This is a genomic window from Hallella mizrahii, from assembly GCF_009695775.1.
Lineage (GTDB): Bacteria > Bacteroidota > Bacteroidia > Bacteroidales > Bacteroidaceae > Prevotella > Prevotella mizrahii.
In genome coordinates this window covers 205,497-230,621 of the sequence record NZ_VUNG01000002.1, presented here as the reverse complement: position 1 = coordinate 230,621, position 25,125 = coordinate 205,497, and the positions used below count along the sequence as shown (strand labels likewise).

Sequence of the window (25,125 nt, the reverse complement as noted above, 5' to 3'; positions counted from 1 at the left end):
TTCGAGATAATTCATTAATTTTGTACCACATTGCGGTAAATGAGATTAAATTGTTTACTGTCTTGTAAGGCATAATCGTCTTTTTAGCGACTTCGAACATCACTAAGTTAAGACTTTTATGCCTTTTATACAAACTCAGAACACACAATTTAATCGCCAATGTTGCATCCTTATTTGCCGGAAATGCTACATTGCTAATTTCCGAAATCTGCTACATTCATTTTTCCGAAATCTGCTACATTGCTAATTTCTGAAATTTGTTGGTGCAAAGATACCGATTACAGACAAGGGCGACGAGGATCCTATTGTCAATGCCTACAGACAGGCAATGGAGGAGAAAAAACGGGCGGAGAAAAAAGAAGAGTGTAGCAAATAAAAAGCTCCGTGGCCTGTGGGGGTGGAACAATTAACTAATAAGCGATATCAATAATAAAAGGTTCATCCGCTAAATGCTGTACCCTTTTATGAGTACTCATTTAACGGATGAACCTTTTCTCTTGCAATTCTTTTTCTTGTGCTTTTATCCTTCCCGGAAGAAGTCGAGGGCTTCCTTGATGAGTTCGTCAGAAGCCGTCTGGTTGATGCGGATATTGCCGATACCGGCTAAAAGCGTGAAGTTGATTGTTGCACCCGTGTTCTTCTTGTCGTGGTGCATGAGTTCGATGAGCCGGTCGTAGTCATCGCAACTAAAGTCAAACGAGCCATAGTTCTCACGGATGAACTGCACAGTCTGCCGCATCTTGTCCGTTGGGAACCCGGTGAGTACAGAAGAAAGATAGAGTTCACAGATGAGGCCGAAGGCTACCGCATAGCCGTGGAGTAGAGGCTCCTTATTGGGTGTGTCGAGCGAGAAAGCCTCGAAGGCGTGGCCGAAGGTGTGGCCGAGGTTCAGTGCCTTACGGATGTCTTTCTCGTGTGGATCTTTCTTCACGATGTGCTTCTTGACGTTCACTGAGTATGCCAGCATGGTCTGCAACTGCTTCAAGTCGGGACGGGAAAGATCGAAGTTTAGCAGCTCTGCCCAGTGTTTCTCGTCGGAGATGAGACCATGCTTGAGCATCTCAGCATAGCCCGAACGAATGTTTTTGTCGTCGAGCGTACGCAGGAACTCAGTGTCGAGGATGACGAAGCGCGCATTGTTGAACACACCGATCTCGTTTTTCAGTCCGTTGAAGTTGATACCCGTCTTACCGCCTACCGAGGCGTCTACCATAGCGAGCAGTGTTGTCGGGATGTTGATGAAGTCAATGCCACGTTTGAAGGTAGAGGCCGCGAAGCCACCCAAGTCCGTCACCATGCCTCCACCGAGGTTGATGAGCAGCGAATGACGTGTGGCACCATGGTCGCCGAGTTCCTTCCAAACGTGCGACAGCGAGGTGAGATCCTTATGGCTGTCCGTCGACTGGATGGTGATGACGTAAGCATTGCGCAAGCCAAACTGCTTGGCAAGCACAGGCCAGCATTTCTCGTGGGTGGTCTCGTCGGTAAGAACAAAAATCTTATCGTGCTCACATTCTGAAATAGCAGTGGCTATTTCAGTTTGCAAATGTTTGGAAATAATCACTCTCTGCTCCATAATCATACTTTTTTATTTACCACAAATATAACCAAAAAAAGCGGATTATAGAACAGAGAGCTACTGATATTAAGGTTTCTTAAATATAGAACCTTTGTTTTTGCGCACACGGCCTAAGCAGTGTGCAACTTTTATGGTTTCTTTTTTAGATGAGCGGCATGCCGAGTTCCTCGCATTCCTTTCTCATCTCTTCGGGCCAGATGCTTGCCTGGATCTCGCCGATATGGGCTTTGTGGAGCATGACCATGCACAGACGGCTCTGTCCAATACCGCCACCGATGCTCAGCGGCAGCTTGCCGTCGAGAAGCTGACGGTGGAAAAAGAGTTTCTCACGCTCTTCCTTGCCTTCTATCTTCAACTGGCGCAGCAGTGCTTCCTTGTCCACGCGGATGCCCATGGAACTGATCTCAAACGAGCGTCCCAGAACAGGATACCAGATGAGGATATCACCGTTGAGGCCGGCCTTGCCGTTCTCTGCCACTGTCGACCAGTCGTCGTAGTCGGGAGCGCGACCGTCGTGTTTCTTTCCGTCGGAGAGTTTTCCGCCGATACCTTCCACAAACACGGCACCATACTTCTTGCAGATGGCATCCTCGCGTTCATGGGGGCTGAGGTTGGGATACATGTCGAGCAAATCTTGACTGTGGATGAAATGGATCTCGCGTGGCAGGAAGGGCTTCAGCTGGGGATAGCTCTCGCAGGCCAGAAACTCTGTGCGCAGGATGGCGGCATAGATGCGGCGTACCACATTCTCCAGAAAGGCGATGGTACGGTCACCTTTTTCGATGACAGCCTCCCAGTCCCACTGATCGACATAGAGCGAGTGGAGGTTGTCCATCTCCTCGTCAGCGCGGATAGCGTTCATGTCGGTGTAGATGCCGTAGCCCGGTTGTATGTTGTATTCAGCCAGTGTGAGTCGTTTCCACTTTGCCAGAGAGTGCACGACCTCAGCCTTCGCTTCGCCCATGTCCTTGATAGGAAAAGTCACAGGACGCTCCACACCGTTGAGGTCATCGTTGATACCCAGCCCTTGCAGGACAAAGAGCGGAGCGGTGACACGGCTCAGGCGTAGCTCTGTAGCAAGGTTTTGCTGGAAGAACTCCTTGATCTGTTTGATGCCCTGTTCCGTCTGATGCTTGTCGAGCAGGGCCTTGTAGCCTATTGGCTTGATAAGTTTGCTCATTATATGATGATTATGTTAATATTGTCGTATAGTGATGTGAATATGTATCTCCTACGATTGAATTTTCTTTTATTCTGCTGCAAAGTTACGCTATTAATTGTAATTATGCAAGTAAAACGAGAAATAATTTTTCAAATAGTAAACACTGAACTGTATGAGACAGACATATGTCAAGACACAGACAGTTTTGCCTGTTCACTATGCGGCTCTTGTTTCCAGACTGGTAGAATCAGGTGGATATATATTTTTTTTAACGTGAAAATTTGGTGATAGCGAAAATATTGCTTAACTTTGCAAAACGATAATAGCGAATATGGCCTCGTAGCTCAGTTGAATAGAGCATCAGATTCCGGTTCTGAGTGTCGCGGGTTTGAGTCCCACCGAGGTCACATGGTTGCGCTCTGTAGTTCCATGGAACAGCGGAGCGCTTTATTTGTTTTTACACTTCCGACGGCAGTCTTTGTCGGGTCAAATCTTGTTTTCCCCCTCTCTTTACGTCCTTCTGTCTTTAAAAACTGCTAAAGTCTTTGCAATATGACTTAATTTCCTTATCTTTGCGAATAAAATATGAGAAACCAGTATTATATCTAAAATGGACATAACAGAAAGATTTATCAATTACACAAAGTTTGATACTCAGTCGGCCGAGGATTCAAAGACCGTACCGAGCACCTCCAAACAACTTATCTTCGCCAAATATCTTAAGGAGGAACTTGAGAGCGAAGGACTGGAAGACGTCGAGATGGATGACATGGGCTATATCTATGCAACCCTGCCTTCCAACACAAAGAAGAAGACACCGACCATTGGCTTCATCTCTCACTACGATACTGCGCTGGACGCAAGTGGCGCAAATATCAAGGCCCGTATCGTGAAAAACTACGATGGAGGCGACATTGAGTTGTCATCGGGCATCGTTTCTTCTCCTAAGAAATTTCCAGAGCTGCTTGCCCACAAGGGCGAAGACCTGATTGTCACCGACGGCACTACGCTGCTTGGCGCTGATGACAAGGCCGGCATCGCAGAGATCGTTCAGGCCATGTGCTACCTGCGGGATCACAAGGAAATCGAGCACGGCAAGATACGTGTTGCCTTCAATCCTGACGAGGAGATCGGCATGGGTGCCCACCATTTCGATGTGGAGAAGTTTGGATGTGACTGGGCTTATACGATGGACGGCGGTGATATCGGTGATCTGGAATATGAAAACTTTAATGCAGCATCGGCTAAGGTGACCATTAAGGGATGCAGTGTGCACACAGGATATGCCAAGGGTAAGATGGTCAACGCCAGCCGCCTGGCTTGCGAGTTCAATGCTCACATCCCGGAGACCGACATTCCTGAGACTACAGAAGGCTATCAGGGCTTCTATCATCTGCTGGGCATCGAGAGCCATTGCGAGCAGGCCAAATTGAGCTATATCATTCGCGATCACGACCGTCGCAAGTTTGAAGACCGTAAAGACTTCATGGAGAACATTGCCAAGGAGATGAATGAGAAGTATGGCGAAGGCACGGTGAAGGTAGACATCAAGGATCAGTACTACAATATGAAGGAGAAAATTGATCCCAAGATGTATGTGATCGACATCGTCCTGAAGGCTATGCAGGAGAGTGGCGTCACGCCGAAAGTAGAGCCTATCCGTGGCGGTACTGACGGTGCACAGTTGAGTTTCCGTGGACTGCCTTGTCCCAACATCTTCGCCGGTGGCGTGAACTTCCATGGGCCCTATGAGTTCGTCTCCATCCAAGTGATGAACAAAGCCGTGGATGTCATCGTGAAGATTTGCCAGATAGCCGGTACGTTCAACGATTGATACCCTATTTCAGAATGGAGAGGCGCATTGCTTCTCCATTCTTCAACGTTGTGTTGTTGGCACATTTCCCATTTTCTGTCTTGTTTTGTTTTTCTCCTTGTTGTAGGAAAGGCAAGTATTACTTTTTTTATTTATTATAGATGTCTGAACTTCCCAACCTGGTCAAAGACTTGGCACTTATTCTTGTAGTTGCCGGAGCTGTCACTTTACTGTTCAAGAAACTCAAGCAGCCGCTTGTGCTGGGCTATATTGTAGCCGGATTCTTAGTGAGTCCCCACATGCCTTACACCATGTCGATACTTGACAAGCACGACATTCAGACGTGGGCAGACATAGGCGTGCTCTTCCTGTTGTTTTCATTGGGTCTCGACTTCTCGTTCAAGAAGATCCTTAAGATGGGCATGGCACCAGTCATTGCGGCTTTGTCGATTGTCTTCAGCATGATCATCTTAGGCATCAGTGTGGGACATCTCTTCCATTGGAACCATTACGACTGCATCTTCCTTGGCGGTATGCTTGCCATGTCGTCGACGACAATCATCTACAAGGCCTTTGACGACATGGATCTCCGTCAGCAGGGTTTTGCTTCGCTGGTGATGAGTGTACTCATTCTTGAGGACATCCTTGCCATCGTCATGATGGTGATGCTGTCGGCTATTGCCAGTGGCAGTGATCCCAATGGCGGGCAGATGCTCGATTCGGTGTTGAAGATAGGCTTCTTCCTCGTGCTGTGGTTTGTTGTCGGTCTTTTCATCGTTCCCACCTTTCTGCGGCAGACACGCCGGCTGATGACCGACGAGACGATGGTCATCGTGGCCTTGGGTCTTTGCTGTCTGATGGCGTGGATCTCCACCGCTGTCGGCTTCAGCTCAGCCTTCGGTGCCTTTGTCATGGGCAGCATTTTGGCGGAGACGATCGAAGCTGACAAGATCGAGCGGTTGGTGGAACCGGTGAAGAATCTCTTCGGCGCCATCTTCTTCGTGTCGGTAGGTATGCTTGTCGAGCCCAGTGTACTCGTGGACTACGCCCTGCCTATTGCCGCATTGGTGGTGACCATCCTTGTTGGACAGGGCATCTTCGGCACACTGGGTTTCATGCTCAGTGGTCAGCCGTTGAAGACAGCCATGCGTTGTGGCTTCTCGATGGCACAGATTGGTGAGTTTGCCTTCATCATCGCCTCACTTGGACTCTCGCTCGGTGTGATCAGCAACTTTCTCTATCCTGTTGTCGTGGCAGTCTCGGTCATCACCACGTTCCTGACTCCTTACATGATCCGTGCCGCTGTACCCTGCTACGACGGCCTGGAGCATGTCCTGCCCAAGCGGTGGATACGCCGGCTCAACCACTTCGGTCAGGCTCATCAAAACACGGTAGAGGAGCAGAGCAACTGGAAACGGTTGCTCACCAAGATGGCAGTCTCTACCTTGGTCTACACTATTCTGTGCATGGCCGTGACTGCCGTGATGTTGTCTTTCGCCTTGCCCTTCTTTCGTCATTTACTGCCCCACTGGTGGGCCAATGGCGTATGTGGTGTGCTGTTGCTGCTGTTGTTGGCACCTTTCCTGCGTGCCATCGTGATGAAACATAACCATAGCGAGGAGTTCAGGACGCTGTGGGTTCAGAGTCGTATGAACCGTCTGCCGCTGCTGTTCACCGTTCTTGCACGTGTCGTGATCGCTGCTGCCTTTCTGTTCTATATCTGTAACTATCTGGCCCGCTTCGCCAATGCCGTTGTCATCACGCTGGCTTTGGTGGTGCTGACGCTGATTGTCTTGTCACGCAGGATGAAGAAGCGGTCCATCGCCTTGGAGCGTCTCTTCGTTCAGAACCTTCGCAGTCGAGAGATAGAAGCCCAGGTGCAGGGCAAGCGCCGCCCGTTGTATGGCGATCATCTCTTGGAGCGCGATATCCATGTGTCGGATTTCGATGTGCCCGAGGACAGTGCATGGGCGGGACAGTCTTTGCGCCAGTTACAGTTCCGCACGCGTTATGGCGTACACGTGAGCAGCATCCTGCGTGGCCATCAGCGCATCAACATCCCCGGTGGTGATGACATAATCTTCCCGGGTGACCGTCTCCAGGCTATCGGCAGCGATGAGCAGCTGCAGGCATTTGGCAAAGCTCTCAAGGGAGAACTGGTGCCTGAAGACCCGAATATAGAAGAAAGGGAGATGAAATTAAGAAAGATGGTACTGTCGCGCTCCTGCGCTTTCCTGGGCAAGACTCTTGGCGAGAGTGGCATCAGAGACCGCTATAGTTGCATGGTGGTGGGCGTGGAGGAAGGTCAGCAAAACTTGACCATGATTAGTCCCTCGCGCAAGTTTACGGTCGGAGATATCATCTGGGTAGTAGGGGAGCGCAACTCTCTGGAGATGCTGGCCGAAGCCAACAACGGAAAAAATGCGACAAGCAGCTGTGAATAACGATGGCAGCTAAGATAGAAGAAAACAAAAAGAGGAGGCAACGACGGTTTTGTGGTCGTTGCCTCCTCTTTTTGCTGATATGCGTCATGGAGCGGCCGCACAGGCATCTATGGGAAATGCAGTCAGTCCCACGCTGGAGGGCTCATAGCTTCTGGGCTTGAAACCGTGCTCGGTAAAGGGTGCGCTCCTTCTTGAGTGCAACACTTCGTGTTAAGAGTAAATGGAGTGTGCCCTTCTTGAGCGTGTCGCTTCATGTTTTGGTTTGTCACTCGTCATCATCGTCAAAGCCGAACATGGCAGGCTCGATGAAGGCGTCGAGGGCCCGTCGCTCTTTTTTGGTGGGGCGTCCCGTACCTCTTGCTCTGTCGACGAAACCGCTGATGCGGCTCATCTCCAAAAGTTCATATTGCTTGGGATCCGTGACGTTTTCGTAGACTTGCGGAATGAGTTTGGCGCCAACACGCTGTTCGATACAAGCCAGAATGCGGAAAGAGTAGGTGATGGGCGGTTTTTTCACGCTGACGACCTGCCCCTCTTTAATAATATGGCTTGGCTTTACGTTGGCTCCGTCTACGGTCACACGGCTGTTCTTGATAGCATCCACTGCCAGGGAGCGTGTTTTATAAACACGTGCTGCCCAAAGCCATTTGTCGATGCGGGCCGAAGGACCGTGCTGAGGAAGAGTATCTTTCATACAATATTGAATGATGAATGATGAGGAATGAATGATTGCAATGACGAATGTTGAATGTGGTATGATGAATGTTGACTTCATTCATCATACCACATTCAACATTGTTTAGTGCTTTTTTCCCAGTTTGTTGTACTGGTTCATCGTGTTGTCGATGCCTTGCAGTACAAAGCTCTTGATGATGTCGACCGCCATGTCGATGGTAGGTTGTAACACCTTCATGTCGTCGTCGGAGTAATGGCCGAGGACCCAGTCGATCTGTCCGCCACGTGGATAGTCGTTGCCGATGCCCATTCGCAGGCGTGCGAAGTTCTGGCCGATCAGTTGCATGATATGTCCCAGACCATTATGCCCTCCATTGCTTCCATTGGCTTTCAGACGGAAATCACCCAAGGGCAATGCCACATCATCACTGACGACGAGCAGCCGGCTTTGGTCGATTTTCTCTTCGTTGAGCCAATAGCGTACCGCGTTGCCACTGAGGTTCATGAACGTTGTCGGCTTCAACAAAAACACCTTTCTGCCTTTCAGGGACGTCTCAGCCACAAAGCCGTAACGGCGATCCTCAAAACAAATATTGGACGCTTTAGCAAAAGCGTCCAATACCATAAATCCTGTATTGTGGCGAGTACCGGCGTATTCATCACCGGGATTACCCAAACCACAGATCAAATACTTATCCAATGTCTATCGATATCGGTAACCTACAGAGATGGATTACTTGCTCTCAGCCTCAGCTGCTGCGTCTGCAGAAGCGTCAGTGTCGTCGCTGGCTGCGCTGGCGTTGGCGTTACGTGTCATCTTCACGGAGCAAACGACCACGTCCTTGCCTGTAGCGAGCTCCAGACCCTCGTAAGAGAGCTGGCCTACCTTGATGCTCTTACCAATGCGCAGAGCAGTGACGTCGACGTCGAGGTGCTCAGGAATCTGCTGGTAAGGAGCAGTAACGTTGATCTTGCGGATAGAGAGGTTCATACGTCCACCGTCGCGAACACCCTGTGCCAGACCTACGAGTTTCACAGGAATGCCGATGGTGATAGGCTTCTGATCGTTGACCTCATAGAAGTCGACGTGCAGAGGAGCGTCAGTGACGGGGTGGAACTGGATCTCCTTGAGCACTGCTGTGTGGTCAGTGCCGTCGATATTGATCTTCACGACATAGATGTGGGGAGTGTAGATGAGCTTGCGCAGCTCGCTGAAGGGAGAGGCAAAAGCCAATGCTACCGGCTTGCCGTCTACGCGCTCCTCACCATAGAGGTTGCAGGGAACCAAACCTTCCTTACGAAGGGCTTTAGAAGCTTTCTTACCAAGGGCCTCGCGCTTCTTACCTGAAATGCTGATTTCTTTCATTTGTGTTACTCTAAATTAAATCGTTAATTAATTCGCCATCACACTGAATCAATAATATGTATCAATCTGAAAAGCGATGCAAAGGTAGTGCTTTTATTTGAATTGAGCAAAGCAATGTGCAAAGTTTATCTAAAAAAATAGTCTTTTGATACCTCTTTCTTGCATATCCACGGAATTTTCCCTACTTTTGCAGCGTAAAACATGTTTTTAGACGGAATAAAAGAAAATGATTAATCGCGAGCTAATACGTATAAAGATAGTCCAGTTAACCTATGCATACTATCAAAACGGTAATAAGAATATGGATGCAGCTGAAAAGGAATTGCTTTTCAGCCTTTCCAAGGCATACGATTTGTACAACTATCTCTTGGATCTGATGGTCGCAGTCACGCAGGAGGAGCGGCATCGTCTCGATGTGCTCAATCAGCGTGCGGAGCGTGAGGGCACGCAGCCGGCATCTCCCAAATTCGCGTTCAACAAATTCGCGGTTCAATTGGAAGAAAACAAAATGCTCAATGAGTTCCTTGAGGACAAGAAGCTCACTTGGAAGGACGATATAGAGTTCATCCGCAAGCTGTGCAACCAGATCGAGCAGAGTGAGTTGTATCAGGAGTATATGAAGACTCCTGAGACTACTTATGACGAAGATCGTGAACTGTGGCGCCGGCTCTACAAGATGTTTATCGAAACCAACGACGACCTCGACGCTCTGCTGGAGGAGAAGAGTCTCTATTGGAACGACGACAAGGAGGTGGTGGACACCTTCGTGCTGAAGACCATCAAGCGTTTCGATCCGAAGAACAAGAATAAGCAGGAACTGCTGCCGGAATGGAAGGATGTCGAGGACAAAGACTTTGCCCGCAAACTCTTCCGCTCCACGATCCTCAATGCCGATGAGTATCAGCACTACATGAGTGAGGCTTCCCGCAACTGGGACTTCTCGCGTCTGGCCTATATGGACGTAGTGATCATGCAGATTGCCATCGCCGAGATGCTTACTTTCCCCAATATCCCGGTATCGGTGACGATCAACGAGTATGTGGAGTTGGCTAAGCTCTATTCCACTCCGCGCAGTGGCGGATATATCAATGGCATGCTCGACTCCATTGCCCGCCATCTGATCGACAGCGGTAAGATGATGAAAGAGATGCCTGAGCGCTCAGAACGTCCTGACCATCAGCCGATGGGTCGAAACGTCCAACCGACGGGCCGCATGCGTTTTGTCCATCACGATGCGCCGGTCGAGGCTCCCCAGCCTGAAGAAGACAGCGAGGATGCTCAGCCTTCAGAAGCGAAAGCGTCAGAAGAGCCCGAAGAGCAGGAGTAGACTATATATAATGTAGACTATATATAATAATGTGTAGCGTGCCTCTGGCATCAATGGGGTATGCGGCTATTCATAACAAAACAATCATCTTTTAATCAGACAGTAAATGAATACAATGGTACTGGCTGCTCAGGCAGCTCAACAAGGAGGCGGCTTCGGTGGAATGCTCATCATGCTGGTGGCACTCTTCGCCATCATGTGGTTCTTCATGATTCGCCCCCAGCAGAAGAAACAAAAAAAGATACGCGAGTTCCAAAACTCCTTACAGGAAGGATCCAAGGTCGTCACAGGCGGTGGCGTCTATGGCACCGTGAAGCGTCTCGACAATGAGAAGAATGTTGTTGAGGTGGAAGTGGCACGTGGTGTTGTGATTACGGTTGATAAGAACTACGTCTTCCAGGACGCAGCTCAGCAGCAGCCTAATGCATAATATAGGGTCTTTCCTCAATATGGTCAGAAGCTTCTTGTTCAGTTCCAAGAACAAGCAGTTTCTGATTTTCTTATTCTTCCTCTTCCTCTCAGGCATCTTCTGGCTGATGGAGACGCTCAACGAGACGTATGACGAAGAGTTTCCGGTCGCTGTGCGCCTTGTCGGTGTACCGAAGAACGTAGTGATTACCACGCCTATGAGCGATACGGTGCGTGTGACTATTCACGACAAGGGCTTCATGCTCTTGGGCTATTCCACGAGTCGGCACTTACGTCCGGTGGTGCTGAAGTTCGACACTTATGCCGACGGCGAGACGGGGCATGGCATTGTGCCTATAGTCGATATTCAGCGGCAGATCAGACAGCAAATCTTCTCTTCATCAACTATCTCGGGTATCAAGAGCGACCGGTTGGACTTCTACTTCAACTATGGTCGGAAGAAAGAGGTGAAGGTGAGTCTGGCGGGAAACATTGTGCCGGCCAAAGACTATTACTTGTCCCACGTGCAGTTCTGGCCTGACAAGGTGACGATCTATGCCAGCAAAGCCAAACTGGACAGCATCGAAACGGTGATGACCGAGTTTCTCCGCATCGCCAACTTCTCTGATACGGTGACGAGAGTGGTCAGGCTCCGGCCAATCAACGGCGTAAAGATCACACCGGCAAAAGTCAAGATCACTCTGTTTCCCGACATCCTCACTGAGGAGACCATGGAAGTACCAATCACAGCGATCAATAAACCCGTCGGAACCGTCATCCGTACGTTTCCACAGCGGGTCAATGTGACGTTCACGGTTGGTGCCAGTCTCTATCGTCAAGTCAAGGCCAGTGACTTCCGTGTGGTGGTAGACTTCAAAGATATCTCAGCCCACCCGTCGGATAAATGCAATCTCTACGTCACACAACGGCCGAGAGGTGTAAGCAATGTCCGGCTTGAGATGAACCAGGTCGATTATCTCATAGAGCAGCAATGAAAAGAATCGCGATCACCGGTGGCATAGGCAGCGGAAAGAGCTTTGTCTGTCGTCTCCTTGCCCAACGCGGCATACAGGTCTATGACTGTGACGCTGCTGCCAAGCGGCTGATGCGCACAGATGCTGTCTTGCAACGTCAGTTGCGTGAGCTCGTGGGCGACGATGTCTACCAAGGCCATGATTTGCAGAAGAGAGTGTTGGCGAGTTTTCTGCTGGCCTCTAATGAGAACAAGCAGGCGGTCGACGATATTGTGCATCCGGCAGTGGCACAAGACTTCGAGCAGAGCGGCTGTGCATGGCTGGAGAGTGCTATCCTTTTCGACAGTGGTTTTGACCGTCGTGTGGCTTTCGATGCTTTCGTCTTTGTCGACGCACCTTTGGAGGTGAGAGTCCGCCGGATCATGGTCCGCGACCATATTACTCGCGAGAAAGCCATGCAGTGGATCGACAGCCAGTTGCCGGCCGAAGAGGTGAGACGTCGTTGCGACTACACGATCGTGAACGACGGTGAAGCTAATCTCGACAGGCAGGTTGATGACATGCTTCGCGCGTTGGGGCAGTAGGCAGTAAGCAGCAGGAGGGTGACTCGCTCTGTTGGTAATAAAGAGAATGCACAAGACAGAAATCAATCAATAAACATCATAACAAAGCAAAATTTTAGCAAACAATGGAAACAATATTATCGATTGCCGGTAAGCCCGGATTGTATAAGTTGGTAAGTCGTGGTAAGATGAATCTGATCGTTGAGGCTATTGATGCCACACATCGCCGTCAGCCCGCTTTTGCTACCGACAAGGTGACCAGCCTGGGCGATATTGCCATGTACACTACCGGTGATGATGTGCCTTTGTGGCAGGTGCTGGACAATGTAGCCAAGAAGGAAGGCTGCAAGGAAGCCTCCATCAACTACAAGAAGGTATCCGGCAAGGAACTCCGTGCATATTTCAAGGAAGTGCTGCCCGACTTTGACGAGGATCGTGTTCACGACAGCGACATCAAGAAGTTGTTGCAGTGGTACAACATTCTGGTCACCAACGGCTATTCCGACTTCAAGGCTACTTTGGCTCCCGAGGAGGCTGAGAGCAGTGAGGAAAACAAAGAGCAAGAGACAGAGGCTGCTAAGTAATAGCAGTGTTGAATATGACATATTGTCACGCAATTATGCCACAGTGGCCGGCTGGCTGCTGTGGCATATCTGTTGCAATCTATAGTGCAGATAAGTAAGCAAATAGGTTTAAGCATTTTTTTGAAGCATTTAGGTTTTGTACCAGTCTCTTAAGGCATAAGCCAAGTGCAGGCTTTGACATAAGAGCATAATAGATTGATAGATTTATAATTGTGTGATTGTTAGTTTTAGACCCTGAATATGTGAATATTCAGGGTTTTTTCGTACCTTTGCAAAAAATATGTTTAATATGAGTTTGTTGCTGTTTAACTTTGCTCCTTCTCAAACTTGGATTCAGGTTGTTTTGTTGGTAATAGGCATCGTCGCTGTGGTGAAGTCAGCAGGTTGGCTCACTGATGGTTCGGTAGGTATCGCCACTCGCATGGGTATTCCTCAAATCGTGATTGGTCTGACTGTCGTTGCCATGGGAACCTCCATGCCAGAGTTTTTCGTCAGTCTGATGTCTGCACTTGGCGGCAAGCCTGGTTTGGCAGTGGGCAATGTGGTTGGCAGCAACATCTTCAATGCTTTGCTCATTGTGGGTGTGGCAGCTATGGTCGCCCCGATCTCCATCCTTCATGGCACCGTGAAGCGCGACATCCCGTTTGCACTTGTCGCTTCTGTAGTGCTGTTGATGCTCTGTCTGGACGGCAACATCAGCCGGTTGGATGCAGCTATACTGTTTGTCTTGTTTCTCGTGTTCATGTATCTGACGCTGCTTGAAGCCAGGAAAGGCATGAAGGCAGGCGAGGATTCTTTGGAGCAGCCGGTCAATATCGGTGTGGGCAAAGCGTCCTTGCTGATCGTCGTTGGCTTGATCGGACTGATTGTCGGTTCAGAGGTGTTTGTGGATAATGCCTCAGCACTGGCCCATACCTTAGGCGTGAGCGATGCCGTGATCGGTCTGACGATTGTGGCCTGCGGTACGTCGTTGCCTGAGCTCGCTACCAGCACAGTTGCTGCCAGCAGAGGTAACAGTGGCATTGCCATTGGCAATGTGTTAGGCTCCAATGTGTTCAACATTCTGATGATTCTTGGCGTCACCGGCATCATCTCCCCGATGAGCACGCAAGGCATTACCACTGTAGATCTCAGCGTGATGGTTATCTCCATGATTCTGCTTTGGCTCTTTTCCTTCACCAAGTATCGCATTGAGCGTTGGGAAGGAGGCGTACTGTCGGTGCTCTTTATCGGATATATCGCTTATCTTCTTTATCAGGTATAGGCTTGGAGCCGTCGCCATTCATCACTGTTTAAATTCAATATTCAATACTGTATTTAATTCATTATTCAATATTTTACAGAGTGCTTGTCTAACCTCTTTAAAAACAAGAACATGAAAAGAGAAAAACAATCCGTGAGCGTGCTGTTCATGCTGTTCAGCACCCTCTTTTGTGTTTGTCTGATTACGGCAAACGTGTTGGAAACGAAGCAGATTGCCGTGGGGCCCGTTAATCTGACGGGAGGACTGCTGGTATTTCCCGTATCCTATATTATTAATGACTGCGTGTGCGAAGTGTGGGGCTATCGCAAGGCTCGTCTGCTGATTTGGCTGGGCTTTGGCATGAATTTCTTCTTTGTGGCGATGGGTGCCCTGTGTGATGCCATTCCCGGTGCGCCCTACTGGCACAATGAGGAAGGCTTCCATGCCGTTTTTGGTTTAGCGCCCCGCATAGCCCTGGCTTCTTTTGTGGCGTTCGTTGTGGGCAGTTTTATGAATGCCTACGTGATGAGCAAGATGAAGATCCGTGACAAAGGTCGTCATTTCTCCTCCCGGGCCATTTGGAGTACGGTAGCCGGAGAGAGTTGCGACTCACTGATCTTCTTTCCGCTGGCCTTGGGTGGAGTTGTGCCGCTCACGGCTCTGCCTGCGCTGATGCTGTGGCAAGTAGTGCTCAAGACTGTCTATGAGATCATTGCACTGCCGGTGACCATTCGCGTCGTGAAAAGACTCAAGGAGCACGAAGGTGAGGATGTCTATGACGTAGGCGTCAACTATAATATATGGAATGTGTTCAGCCTCTGATAAGGCTGGAAAGATAGAAATCAGATGATTCAAACAAAAAACAATATGGAAGATACACGCAAATCAGAGGGACTCAAAGCCCTCGGTGCCAAGACACAATACAAGATGGACTATGCTCCGGAAGTGCTGGAAACCTTTGTCAACAAACATCAGGATCACGACTATTGGGTGCGGTTCAACTGCCCTGAGTTTACGTCGCTTTGTCCGATCACCGGACAACCCGACTTTGCTGAGATCCGCATCAGCTACATCCCTGACGTGCGTATGGTGGAGAGCAAGAGCCTGAAGCTCTATCTTTTCAGCTTCCGCAATCATGGCGACTTCCATGAAGACTGTGTCAACATTATCATGGAGGACTTGATCAAGTTGATGGATCCTAAATATATAGAGGTGACGGGATTGTTCACTCCCCGTGGTGGCATCAGCATCTATCCCTATGCCAACTATGGGCGCAAGGGCACACGCTATGAGCACTTGGCACAGAAACGTTTCGAGACGCACGAATAGGCGTGAATGAAAACAGATAGAGGCTCAGTCATAATATTGTTGGATAAACTGACAATTTTCCGCCTCTGTGGCGGCGATTTTTTGAAGCAAACCCTCTTCTGCTCTTGATTTTGCGAATTTTAGCTACTTTTTGTAAGTGGTTAATAATCAGAGGTGTACAATCAAGTCGCTTTGCCTGCCAAAATCAAAAGGGTACTTTGACGAGAAATTCTCTAGAGAATTTCTCGTCAAAGTACCCTTTTCTTGTTATCATCTCACTGAGATGACCTCGTCATCTCGGTAAGATGACAGAGTAAAATCACTGAGATGACCAAATGAAGCTATAAAGATGACTAAACGAAGCTATAAAAATGGCCTTTTCGCAGTTGCTTTTTCTGTTTTATAATACGTTTTTCTTCTATTTTGAGACTTCTTCCCGACTGGTTTTTGTCAAGTTCTTTGTTTGCGCGGTAAGGCGTCAAGAAGAAAAGGTTTCAGTCGCTTTGCTTTCCTGATTGCTTGTAGTTCCTCGCAGAGCGCATATTGGCATGAAGGATCCATAAAAAGATGCGCATATACCTAAAAAGCCCTGGGCACCATTTGAGGCAATGGTGCCCAGGGCTTTTTGCATTCGAAGATCTGTCGTGCGGTTATTTGCTTTCCGTGGCCTGCTGGAGGGCCTGCTTGCTGCGCATGGCAGCGATGGCATTGGCCCGCTTGTTGACATCGTTGATGTCGCTCTTGCGGTAGTAGCTGCGGCTCTGTCCGTCGGATGAGAGCACGAGAGAGTCAGCGTCTAAATAGTCCACGTCACATGTGTCGTTGACCATATTCGTTACTGACACCTGACCGGTATCGCTGAATTTGGGTGTTCCTCTTGCGATGATGATCTTTCCGTTCCAGATGCCCCATGCGACATAATAACCCAGTTGAGGATAGACCACAGGACTCTCCTCGGCCAGCGTGCTGCTTTCCTTGACATAGCCGACACTCTGAGCCTGCCATTGACGCTTAAGCCAGAATCCGTATTCGCGCGGGATGAGAAACGTCTCTTTTAGCGAATCGCTCATATTTTCCATCATTCGGGCCTGCAGGCGTTTGCTCATTTTGTTGTAGTCGCGCATCTTAGGCATGACGATATAGCACCAGATGCCGCGTAGCTGGTCGAGATCCATCACGAAGTCAGCCACCCGCTTGTCGTTCTTGTTGGTGATCAAACAGATCCAGTCGCCCGTTTTAATCTTGCCGCGGATCTTGTGGTTGCGTGTGGCATCAATGATGTCGTATTTCACCGGATCGCTTCCGTCGTTGGGCAGGAGCAGGATGGTAGAGTCGTTGCAGCCCTCGCAGGCCAGTCCATAAATGGTTTTGTCGCCTGTGATCTTCAGTTCCGACTCCAACTGTATGTTGGTATTGTCTTTTGTGGCATTGTCGCTGGTGCAGGCTCCAAACAAGCCTGCGGCCAAAGTGACAGTGATCAATGTTTTTGCACGCATCATCGAGAGTGTTACTTTTTGAATGCAAAGATAGTTATAAATCATAAAAAATCAATCGTACAAGCCGTATTTTGCTTTTTTTTATTTAATTTTGCAGCCTTAGCAAGGAGTCCGAGTCTCCTGCGGCAAGAAATAGATGAAAACAGAAGTAGTAGATAAATATGAGTAAGAAAATTCAGTTCAGTCTCGTTTATCGTGACATGTGGCAGAGCTCAGGTAAGTTTCAGCCACGCAAGGATCAGTTGGAGCGTATTGCTCCGGTCATCATAGACATGGGATGTTTCTCCCGTGTGGAAACCAACGGCGGTGCTTTTGAGCAAGTGCAGCTCTTGGCTGGTGAGAATCCTAACGATGCAGTGCGTGCCTTCTGCAAGCCTTTCAATGAGGCCGGCATCAAGACCCACATGCTTGACCGTGGCTTGAATGCCCTGCGTATGTATCCTGTGCCTGACGATGTGCGTGCGATGATGTATCGTGTCAAGCATGCTCAGGGTGTGGACATCCCCCGTATCTTCGATGGGCTGAATGACATCCGCAACATCGCGCCGTCTATCAAATGGGCCAAGGAAGCAGGTATGACACCGCAGGGAACACTTTGTATTACCACATCACCTGTACATACACTTGAATACTACAGCCACCTGGCTGATCAGGAAATAGAGGCTGGAGCCGAGGAGATCTGCCTGAAGGATATGGCCGGTATCGGTCAGCCTGCCTTCTTGGGCAAGCTCACAAAGATGATCAAGGACAAGCATCCTGAGATCATCATCGAATATCACGGCCATTCCGGTCCCGGTCTGAGCATGGCTTCTATATTGGAGGTCTGCAAAAATGGTGCTGATATCATCGACACCGCCATTGAGCCGTTGTCTTGGGGTAAGGTTCATCCCGATGTTATCTCTGTGCAGAGCATGTTGAAGAATGCCGGCTTCGAGGTGGCTGACATCAATATGGACGCTTACATGAAGGCACGTGCGCTGACTCAGGAGTTCATCGACGAGTGGTTGGGCTACTTCATCAATCCTCAAAACAAGTTGATGTCCTCGCTCTTGTTGAGCTGCGGACTGCCCGGCGGTATGATGGGTTCGATGATGAGCGACCTTGGCGGCATCCGCGGAACTATCAACAATCTGCGTAAGAAGAAAGGCGAACCCGAGTTGAGCGTCGACGATCTGCTCATCAAGCTCTTCAATGAGGTTGCTTACGTATGGCCTCGCGTGGGCTATCCACCATTGGTGACACCGTTCTCTCAGTATACAAAGAACATCTCTTTGATGAACTTGCTGTCTATGGAGCAAGGCAAGGGACGCTATGTCTATATGGATGATTCCATGTGGGGAATGATTCTCGGCCGCAGTGGCAAGGTGCCAGGCGAGATTGCTCCCGAGCTGAAGGAACTGGCCAAAGAAAAGGGCTATGAGTTCACCGACATCGATCCTCATACCTTGCTGAAGCCCGCTTTGGAGGACTTTAAGAAGGAGATGGACGAGAACGGATGGGACTATGGTAAGGACGACGAAGAACTCTTCGAGCTTGCCATGCATCCCGAGCAGTACCGCAACTACAAGAGCGGTCAGGCTAAGAAGAACATGCTGGCCGACCTGCAGAAGGCTAAGGATGCCAAGATGGGCAGCAAACTCTCTGCAGAGGAGCTCGCCGCCTTCAAGCACGCCAAGGCAGACGCTATTGTCGCTCCGGTGAAGGGCCAGGTGTTCTGGGAGTTCCAGGGCGAGGGCGAATGCGCTCCTGCTGTGGAGCCTTACATTGGCAAGGAATATAAGGAAGGCGATACCTTCTGCTATATCCAGGCTCCATGGGGTGAGTTTGTGGAAGTCAAGGCTGATCTTGGTGGCAAACTTGTGGAGATCAATGCCAAGCAGGGCAGCAAAGTCCAGAAGGGCAATGTCATCGCTTACATAGAGCGTCAACACTAATATTTCATCATCTATTCTTCTCTTTGCTTCCCAAAGAGCAGAGCCGTCGCCGCTGTGGCGTGGCCAGGCCTGCAAAGAAGCAAGGAGAAGGGTGGGTGATGAATTCGTTTTATATGGATTATCAGAAGATCATAGACAAATACTATCCTGCCGACGATGAGCTGCGCCATATCCTGCTGGTTCACAGTCGTGCTGTGACAGCGCGGGCACTGGAGATTTGCGACCGTCATCCCGAGTTGAATCTCGACCGGCGGTTTGTCGAGGAGGCAGCGATGCTCCACGACATCGGTATCTTCCGTTGTGACGCGCCCGGCATTGCCTGCCATGGCACAGAGCCTTATATCTGCCACGGTCGTCTGGGCGCGGAGCTGATGCGCGCGGAAGGCTATCCTGAGCATGCCCGTGTGTGTGAGCGGCATACCGGTGCGGGACTGACCAAAGAGGAGATCGTCCGGCAGAACCTGCCTTTGCCTCATCAGGATTTCCTGCCTGAGACATTGGAAGAGAAATTGATTTGCTATGCTGATAAGTTCTACAGCAAGTCAAATCTCAAGAAAGTCAAGACGGCAGAGCAGGCAGAGAAGAGTCTTGCCAAATTTGGCGAGGACGGCCTCCAGCGTTTTCAACAATGGAAAGCACTGTTTGAGCCTGAACGTTAAAAATGCGTAAACCCTCGCTTGTTCAACAGATATTGCGTAATTTTGCATAGCTCATGATGAGCGCCATTCATTGTTTTCACATTATTCAGATTATCCATTGAGAAGTAAGCCTTTCATTATATTATCGGCAGTGGGTGTCATGGTTGTGGCCATGGCCAGTGGGGCTATGCCTTCTCCCGACAAGCGGCTTACCGGCAAAAAGGCTGATACCACACAGACAGACTCTTCCCGTATCAAAGGATTACAAGCTGATGATGCCGCTACCGACACCACGGGCATGGACTCGCTGCAGCTCGCTGTCTATCATCACAATAAGGCGGTAGACGACTCGCTGCGTCTCGACTCTATCAACCGTAAGAAGAAAAACGGCATTGACGCCCCCGTCACCTATCAAGCCGACGACTCGCTGGTCTATATGGCATCTTCCAATACTGCTCATCTCTACGGTTCGGCTGAGGTGAAGTATGAAAACATGGACTTGAAGAGCGACAAGATCAAGCTGAGTCTTGACAGCAGTCTTGTACATGCTACCGGCTCCAGGGATACCACAGCGACGGACGGCATCAAGGGAAAGCCTGTCTTTGTCATGGGGCAGGACACCTACGACACCGACACGATGTCGTTTAACTTCAAAACCAAGAAAGGTTTCATCAAGCACGTATATACCAAGCAGGAGGATGGCTTCCTGACCAGCGAACAGTCGAAACGCAACGACAATGGCGAGATCTATCTGGCTCACGGACGCTACACTACATGCGACGCCCCTCATCCCGATTTCTATATTGCTCTGTCGCGTGCCAAGGTACGTCCCGGCAAGGACGTGGTCTTTGGTCCGGCTTATTTGGTAGTAGCCGATGTGCCGCTGCCTTTCGCCATTCCTTATGGCTTCTTCCCCTTCACCAAGAGCTATTCCAGCGGCTTCATCATGCCAACCTATGGCGATGAGAGCAGCCGTGGATTCTACCTGCGTGACGGCGGCTATTATTTTGCCATGAGCGACAAATGGGATTTGAAACTCTTGGGAGAGATCTACACCAAAGGCTCGTGGGGGTTCTCGGCTGCCAGCAACTACAAAAAACGATATAAATATAGCGGTTCGTTCCTCTTCAGCTACCAGGATACCAAGACCGGTGACAAGGGTATGCCGGACTTCTCCGAGCAGAAGAGCTTCAAACTGCAATGGAGCCATCGACAAGACTCCAAAGCCAACCCTTACAGTAGTCTTGCTGCCAGTGTCAACTTCGCGTCTTCCAAATATGAGCGCAATAACCTGACGAGTGTGTACAATCCGCAGTCACTCACGCAGTCGACACGTACCTCTTCGGTCAGTTGGAGCACAACGTTCTCCAGCATTGGACTGTCGCTGAGTTCTTCTGCCAATCTCTCGCAGAACATGCGTGACTCGAGTATCGCCATGACGCTGCCCGACCTGAACATCAGCATCTCGCGCTTCTATCCCTTCCGTCGCAAGCATCAGGTGGGCGACGAGAAATGGTATGAGAAGATCTCGATGAGCTATACCGGACAGCTCAGCAACTCGATCAACACCAAGGAGGACAAGCTCATGCACTCCAATCTCATTAAGGACTGGAAGAACGGCATGCAGCATAACATACCGATCAGCGGAAACTTCACACTGTTTAATTACATCAACATCTCTCCTTCTTTCAATTTCACCGACCGTATGTACACCAGCAAGGTCACACGCTCGTGGGACGAGGCAACGCAGGAAGAGGTGCGTGACACGACATATGGATTCCACAACGTGTATAACTGGAACCTGAGTCTCTCGGCAAATACTAAACTCTATCTGTTTGCGATTCCCAGCAGAAAAATCTTCGGTGACAAGATACAGGCTATCCGTGACGTCATCACACCGCAAATATCGTTCAGCTATGCGCCTGATTTCGGTGCTTCCCGCTATGGTTATTATCAGACCTATCAGAAAACGGATGCCGACGGCAATGTGTCGCTCGTAGAGTATTCACCCTATTCCGATCAGCTCTATTCCGTACCGGGAAAGGGCAAGACGGGAAGTATCTCGATGGATCTGGCCAACAATCTGGAGATGAAGATCAAGAGTGACGAGGACTCGACGGGCTATAAGAAGATCAGCCTTATTGATGAGCTCGGTGCCAGCATGTCTTACAATATGGCTGCGTCATATCATAAGTGGAGTGATTTGAGCATGCGTCTGAGACTGAAATGGTGGAAAAACTACACATTCAACATGAACGCGGTCTTTGCCACCTACGCTTATGATCTCGACGAGAACGGCAAACCCTATGTCGGTAACCACACAGAGTGGGGACGCGGACGCTTCGGACGTTTCCAGGGCATGTCGCAGAATATCTCCTATACGCTGACTCCCGAAAAGATAGCCAAGCTCTTCGGCGGTGGCAGCGACGATGAAAAAGACAATAAGAGCAAGGACAACAATGATGACGACGACGAAGGTATAGATACCGACATCAACAGTAATGTCGATGACGAAATGGTCAAAGCGCAGAACGGAGCCAAGAAGAAAAGCGGTGGCGGCAAGGCCAGCACCGACGACGATGGCTATATGCGTTTCTCTATGCCTTGGTCTATCACCTTTGGTTACGGTATCACAATGCGGGAGAATACTTCAGGGAAGTTCAACTATAAAAGCATGCGCTATCCCTACAGCTTCTCCCAAACTCTTAACATGAGTGGCAACCTGCGTATCAGCGACGGGTGGAATATCAGCTTCTCCAGCGGTTATGATTTCGACAACCACAAGATCTCAATGACCACAGCGTCGTTGCAGCGTGATCTTCACTGCTTCAACATGAGTTGCTCTGTGGTGCTGGCACCATACACAAGCTATAACTTCACCTTCCGTTGCAACGCCGCCACACTTACCGACGCTCTGAAATATGACAAGCGGAGTGGCTACAGCAATGCCGTGCAGTGGTATTGATATTACAGATAGGGGTGTTCCGTATGCCGTTTATAGGTATTAAAGTAGTATTTTCGTTATAGAACAATTATTGATAAAGAGATGATGAAGAAACAAACACAAGCCATACATGTGCCTTATAAGCGGCGCGATGCTTATGATGCGCTCAGTATGCCGGTGTACAATGCGGTAGCCTATGAGTTTGATAATGCTCAGGTGATGAGTGATGCCTTCTGCAATCGCATCGACGCGCCTGACTATTCACGTTGTGAAAATCCTACCGTATCCAATTTTGAGGAGCGGGTCAAGGTGCTCACTGGGGCAAAGAATGTCATTGCGCTCAACAGCGGAATGGCTGCCATCAGCAATACGATGATGGCACTTACGGCACAGGGAAAGAACGTGGTGACGTCGAAGCATCTCTTCGGCAACACATTCTCTTTGCTTATGTCTACGCTCCGCAAGTTTGGAGTGGGCTGCAAACTTGCAGACCTGACTGATCCAGAATCTGTGGAGGCTGCCGTCAACGAGAATACATGCTGCATCTTTTTGGAGATTATCACCAATCCGCAGATGGAAGTCGCTGACTTGACCAAACTGGCAGAGATCGCCCATGCTCATCATATCCCATTGGTAGCTGACACGACAACCATTCCTTTCACGATGTTCTCTTCCCATGACTTAGGAGTAGACATCGAGGTGGTGTCCAGCACGAAATATGTCAGCGGTGGGGCAACATCGTTGGGAGGGCTGGTCATTGACTATGGTACTACGCCGCATTTCGGTGAAGTGATGAAAAACGAGATGATCTTTAATCTCGGGGCCTACATGACACCGCAGGTGGCTTTCCTGCAGACCATGGGACTGGAGACCCTTGACGCGCGCTATCGTGTGCAATCCTCCAATGCATTGGTCTTGGCACAAAAGCTTCAGACTCTCCCTCAGATCAAGCGGGTCAACTATGTGGGCTTGGAGGATAATCCTTTTCATGAGCTGGCACAGCGGCAGTTCGGGGCCACAGCCGGCGCTATGGTGTGCATAGATTTGGAGTCGAAAGATGCTTGCTTCCGCATGATTGATCATCTGAAACTCATCCACCGTGCTACCAATCTCTTCGACAACCGCACGCTGGCCATCCATCCGGCCAGTACGATCTTTGGCCTCTTCCCCGACAAGATGAAAAGGGCGATGGATGTCAACGACACGACGATCCGTCTCTCCATCGGATTGGAGGATGTCGACGATCTCTTTGAGGACATCAAGCAGGCTTTGGAGGGCTAATTATAGGAATCATGAGAGTTGGGCACAGCCCCGGCCTCAACTCTCTCACCCCCTCAACTCTCACCTTTCAACTCTCACCTTTCAACTCTCACCTTTCAACTTTCAACTCTCACCTTTCAACTCTCACCTTTCAACTCTCCACTTTCAACTCTCACCTCTCAACTCTTAGTTATGCAATACGATTTCAATACTGTCATTGAGCGCCGTGGTTCGGGTGACCTGATGCACGAGGCACTGAAACCACGCTGGGGACGCGACGACTTGCAACCACTGTGGGTGGCTGATATGGATTTTGCTGTCTGCCCGGAGATCCTCGATGCTTTGCGTCATCGTTTGGAGCATCCCATCCTTGGCTACACGGTAGAGCCGGAAGATTACTTCCCGGCCATCCATGACTGGGTGCTCTCCCATCATCAGTGGGACATCAAGCGGGAGTGGCTGTCTTTTATCCCCGGCATCGTCAAGGGTATCGGACTGGTCTGCAACATTTTTCTCAAGCCCGATGAGAAGGTGATCGTCATGCCGCCGGTCTATCATCCTTTCTTCCTCACGCCCCGTGGCAATCACCGGGAAGTGGTGTGGAATCCGCTCATCAGACGGGAGGACGGCTACTACGACATGGATTTCGAGGGATTGGAACGTGTCTGCGACGACAAGTGCCGGTTGCTGATACTCTGTAATCCTCACAATCCGGGTGGCATCTGCTGGACACGTGAGACGCTTACCCGCCTGGCGGACTTCTGCTATGATCATCACCTGCTGGTCATCTCGGACGAGATTCATTGCGACATGGCACTCTTTGGGCATCGCCATATACCTTTTGCCAGCGTGTCGGAAAAAGCCGCAAACATCAGCATCACATTTCAGTCGCCTACCAAGACTTTCAATATAGCAGGTATTATCACCAGTCATGCCATCGTGCCCAACAAAGAATTGCGTGACCGCTTCTTTGGCTGGCTCAAGGCCAACGAATTGGATGAGGCGCATATCTTTGCCCATATCGCCACGATAGCTGCCTTCCGAAAGGGAGAAGAGTGGCGTCGGGAGATGCTGGCTTATGTCGAGGAAAACATTCGCTTTGTGGAAAACTATTGCCGGGAGCATATTCCGGGCATTCGTCCGTTGCGCCCACAAGCATCCTTCCTGGTATGGCTTGACTGCCGTGAACTGCATCTAAGCCATGAAGCACTGCTCGATCTCTTCATTGACAAAGCTCATTTAGCTCTCAACGACGGCGAGATGTTCGGTCCCGGTGGTGAGGGCTTCATGCGGCTCAATGTCGGCTCACCGCGAGACTATATCCGACAGGCATTGGAGAAATTGGCTAAGGCAGTGAAAGCACTATAGGGATACACCTTATTTATATAGGAGACTGCGGATACACCT

At 49.8% G+C, this 25,125-nt stretch carries 21 protein-coding genes and 1 tRNA gene; 16 read left to right on the top strand and 6 right to left on the bottom strand.

The genetic code is table 11. The features are described 5' to 3' along the window. Nucleotides 1-520: 520 nt before the first annotated feature. Both aroB and asnA read right to left on the bottom strand, forming a co-directional pair. A complete protein-coding gene (gene aroB / locus FYJ73_RS01920) occupies nucleotides 521-1,576 on the bottom strand; it encodes a 3-dehydroquinate synthase (RefSeq protein WP_154533006.1) in 1,056 nt (351 codons plus the stop codon). A gap of 145 nt (nucleotides 1,577-1,721) precedes the next feature. Then, the gene (gene asnA, locus FYJ73_RS01915; RefSeq protein ID WP_154533005.1) at nucleotides 1,722-2,759 is read right to left on the bottom strand and encodes an aspartate--ammonia ligase; all 1,038 of its coding nucleotides are present in this window, start codon (nucleotides 2,757-2,759) and stop codon (nucleotides 1,722-1,724) included. A 315-nt stretch (nucleotides 2,760-3,074) separates the two neighbouring features. On the opposite strand from asnA, the gene FYJ73_RS01910 reads away from it, so the two are divergent. The 3 genes from FYJ73_RS01910 (at nucleotide 3,075) to FYJ73_RS01900 (ending at nucleotide 6,998) form a co-directional block, all read left to right on the top strand. Further along, a tRNA-Arg gene (locus FYJ73_RS01910) sits at nucleotides 3,075-3,148 on the top strand. 203 nt (nucleotides 3,149-3,351) lie between these two features. Then, nucleotides 3,352-4,575: a peptidase T gene (gene pepT, locus FYJ73_RS01905; protein ID WP_154533004.1), complete on the top strand. Its 1,224-nt coding sequence runs from the start codon at nucleotides 3,352-3,354 to the stop codon at nucleotides 4,573-4,575. Nucleotides 4,576-4,715: 140 nt separating this feature from the next. Next, on the top strand, nucleotides 4,716-6,998 hold the full coding sequence (locus tag FYJ73_RS01900) for a monovalent cation:proton antiporter family protein (RefSeq protein ID WP_154533003.1): 2,283 nt from the start codon (nucleotides 4,716-4,718) through the stop codon (nucleotides 6,996-6,998). A 265-nt stretch (nucleotides 6,999-7,263) separates the two neighbouring features. Here the strand turns inward: FYJ73_RS01900 and FYJ73_RS01895 are convergent, their stop codons facing one another. The 3 genes from FYJ73_RS01895 to FYJ73_RS01885 all read right to left on the bottom strand — a co-directional run bounded on the left by FYJ73_RS01895 (nucleotide 7,264) and on the right by FYJ73_RS01885 (nucleotide 9,039). Beyond that, on the bottom strand, nucleotides 7,264-7,692 hold the full coding sequence (locus FYJ73_RS01895; protein ID WP_154533002.1) for an RNA-binding S4 domain-containing protein: 429 nt from the start codon (nucleotides 7,690-7,692) through the stop codon (nucleotides 7,264-7,266). A 105-nt stretch (nucleotides 7,693-7,797) separates the two neighbouring features. After that, nucleotides 7,798-8,373 (bottom strand): aminoacyl-tRNA hydrolase, encoded by a 576-nt coding sequence (gene pth, locus FYJ73_RS01890; RefSeq protein WP_154533001.1) that lies wholly within the window; start codon nucleotides 8,371-8,373, stop codon nucleotides 7,798-7,800. A 33-nt stretch (nucleotides 8,374-8,406) separates the two neighbouring features. Next, nucleotides 8,407-9,039, bottom strand: coding sequence for a 50S ribosomal protein L25/general stress protein Ctc (locus tag FYJ73_RS01885; protein WP_154533000.1), 633 nt, complete (start codon nucleotides 9,037-9,039; stop codon nucleotides 8,407-8,409). A 226-nt stretch (nucleotides 9,040-9,265) separates the two neighbouring features. Between FYJ73_RS01885 and nusB the strand changes: the two genes are divergently transcribed. The 8 genes from nusB to queF all read left to right on the top strand — a co-directional run bounded on the left by nusB (nucleotide 9,266) and on the right by queF (nucleotide 15,467). Continuing rightward, a complete protein-coding gene (nusB, locus tag FYJ73_RS01880) occupies nucleotides 9,266-10,366 on the top strand; it encodes a transcription antitermination factor NusB (RefSeq protein ID WP_154532999.1) in 1,101 nt (366 codons plus the stop codon). A 106-nt stretch (nucleotides 10,367-10,472) separates the two neighbouring features. Beyond that, on the top strand, nucleotides 10,473-10,796 hold the full coding sequence (yajC, locus tag FYJ73_RS01875) for a preprotein translocase subunit YajC (RefSeq protein WP_154532998.1): 324 nt from the start codon (nucleotides 10,473-10,475) through the stop codon (nucleotides 10,794-10,796). Between the two features lie 19 nt (nucleotides 10,797-10,815). Next, the gene (locus FYJ73_RS01870; protein WP_235899184.1) at nucleotides 10,816-11,769 is read left to right on the top strand and encodes a CdaR family protein; all 954 of its coding nucleotides are present in this window, start codon (nucleotides 10,816-10,818) and stop codon (nucleotides 11,767-11,769) included. Beyond that, entirely contained in the window at nucleotides 11,766-12,332 is a 567-nt protein-coding gene (gene coaE, locus FYJ73_RS01865) for a dephospho-CoA kinase (protein WP_154532996.1), read from the top strand. Before FYJ73_RS01870 ends, coaE begins: the two co-directional genes overlap by 4 nt. Before the next feature lie 104 nt (nucleotides 12,333-12,436). Next, nucleotides 12,437-12,895 carry a DUF5606 family protein gene (locus tag FYJ73_RS01860; RefSeq protein WP_154532995.1) on the top strand — a complete coding sequence of 153 codons (459 nt, stop codon included), beginning with the start codon at nucleotides 12,437-12,439 and terminating at the stop codon, nucleotides 12,893-12,895. A gap of 289 nt (nucleotides 12,896-13,184) precedes the next feature. Further along, the gene (locus tag FYJ73_RS01855) at nucleotides 13,185-14,159 is read left to right on the top strand and encodes a calcium/sodium antiporter (RefSeq protein WP_154533024.1); all 975 of its coding nucleotides are present in this window, start codon (nucleotides 13,185-13,187) and stop codon (nucleotides 14,157-14,159) included. 111 nt (nucleotides 14,160-14,270) lie between these two features. Beyond that, on the top strand, nucleotides 14,271-14,960 hold the full coding sequence (locus FYJ73_RS01850; protein WP_154532994.1) for a queuosine precursor transporter: 690 nt from the start codon (nucleotides 14,271-14,273) through the stop codon (nucleotides 14,958-14,960). A gap of 45 nt (nucleotides 14,961-15,005) precedes the next feature. After that, entirely contained in the window at nucleotides 15,006-15,467 is a 462-nt protein-coding gene (queF, locus tag FYJ73_RS01845) for a preQ(1) synthase (RefSeq protein ID WP_154532993.1), read from the top strand. A gap of 629 nt (nucleotides 15,468-16,096) precedes the next feature. Here queF and FYJ73_RS01840 read toward each other — a convergent pair. After that, entirely contained in the window at nucleotides 16,097-16,987 is an 891-nt protein-coding gene (locus FYJ73_RS01840) for a lipocalin-like domain-containing protein (RefSeq protein ID WP_235899182.1), read from the bottom strand. 116 nt (nucleotides 16,988-17,103) lie between these two features. Here FYJ73_RS01840 and FYJ73_RS01835 point away from each other — a divergent pair, with 116 nt between their 5' ends. The 5 genes from FYJ73_RS01835 to FYJ73_RS01815 all read left to right on the top strand — a co-directional run bounded on the left by FYJ73_RS01835 (nucleotide 17,104) and on the right by FYJ73_RS01815 (nucleotide 25,086). Then, nucleotides 17,104-18,876, top strand: coding sequence for a biotin/lipoyl-binding protein (locus tag FYJ73_RS01835; RefSeq protein WP_154532992.1), 1,773 nt, complete (start codon nucleotides 17,104-17,106; stop codon nucleotides 18,874-18,876). 113 nt (nucleotides 18,877-18,989) lie between these two features. After that, complete coding sequence (locus FYJ73_RS01830) at nucleotides 18,990-19,535, top strand: HD domain-containing protein (protein ID WP_154533022.1); 546 nt, start codon at nucleotides 18,990-18,992, stop codon at nucleotides 19,533-19,535. A gap of 151 nt (nucleotides 19,536-19,686) precedes the next feature. After that, nucleotides 19,687-22,479 (top strand): putative LPS assembly protein LptD, encoded by a 2,793-nt coding sequence (locus tag FYJ73_RS01825; RefSeq protein ID WP_419471122.1) that lies wholly within the window; start codon nucleotides 19,687-19,689, stop codon nucleotides 22,477-22,479. Between the two features lie 84 nt (nucleotides 22,480-22,563). Beyond that, nucleotides 22,564-23,739: a trans-sulfuration enzyme family protein gene (locus FYJ73_RS01820; RefSeq protein WP_154533021.1), complete on the top strand. Its 1,176-nt coding sequence runs from the start codon at nucleotides 22,564-22,566 to the stop codon at nucleotides 23,737-23,739. Between the two features lie 171 nt (nucleotides 23,740-23,910). Then, entirely contained in the window at nucleotides 23,911-25,086 is a 1,176-nt protein-coding gene (locus FYJ73_RS01815) for a MalY/PatB family protein (protein ID WP_154532990.1), read from the top strand. Nucleotides 25,087-25,125 lie beyond the last annotated feature (39 nt).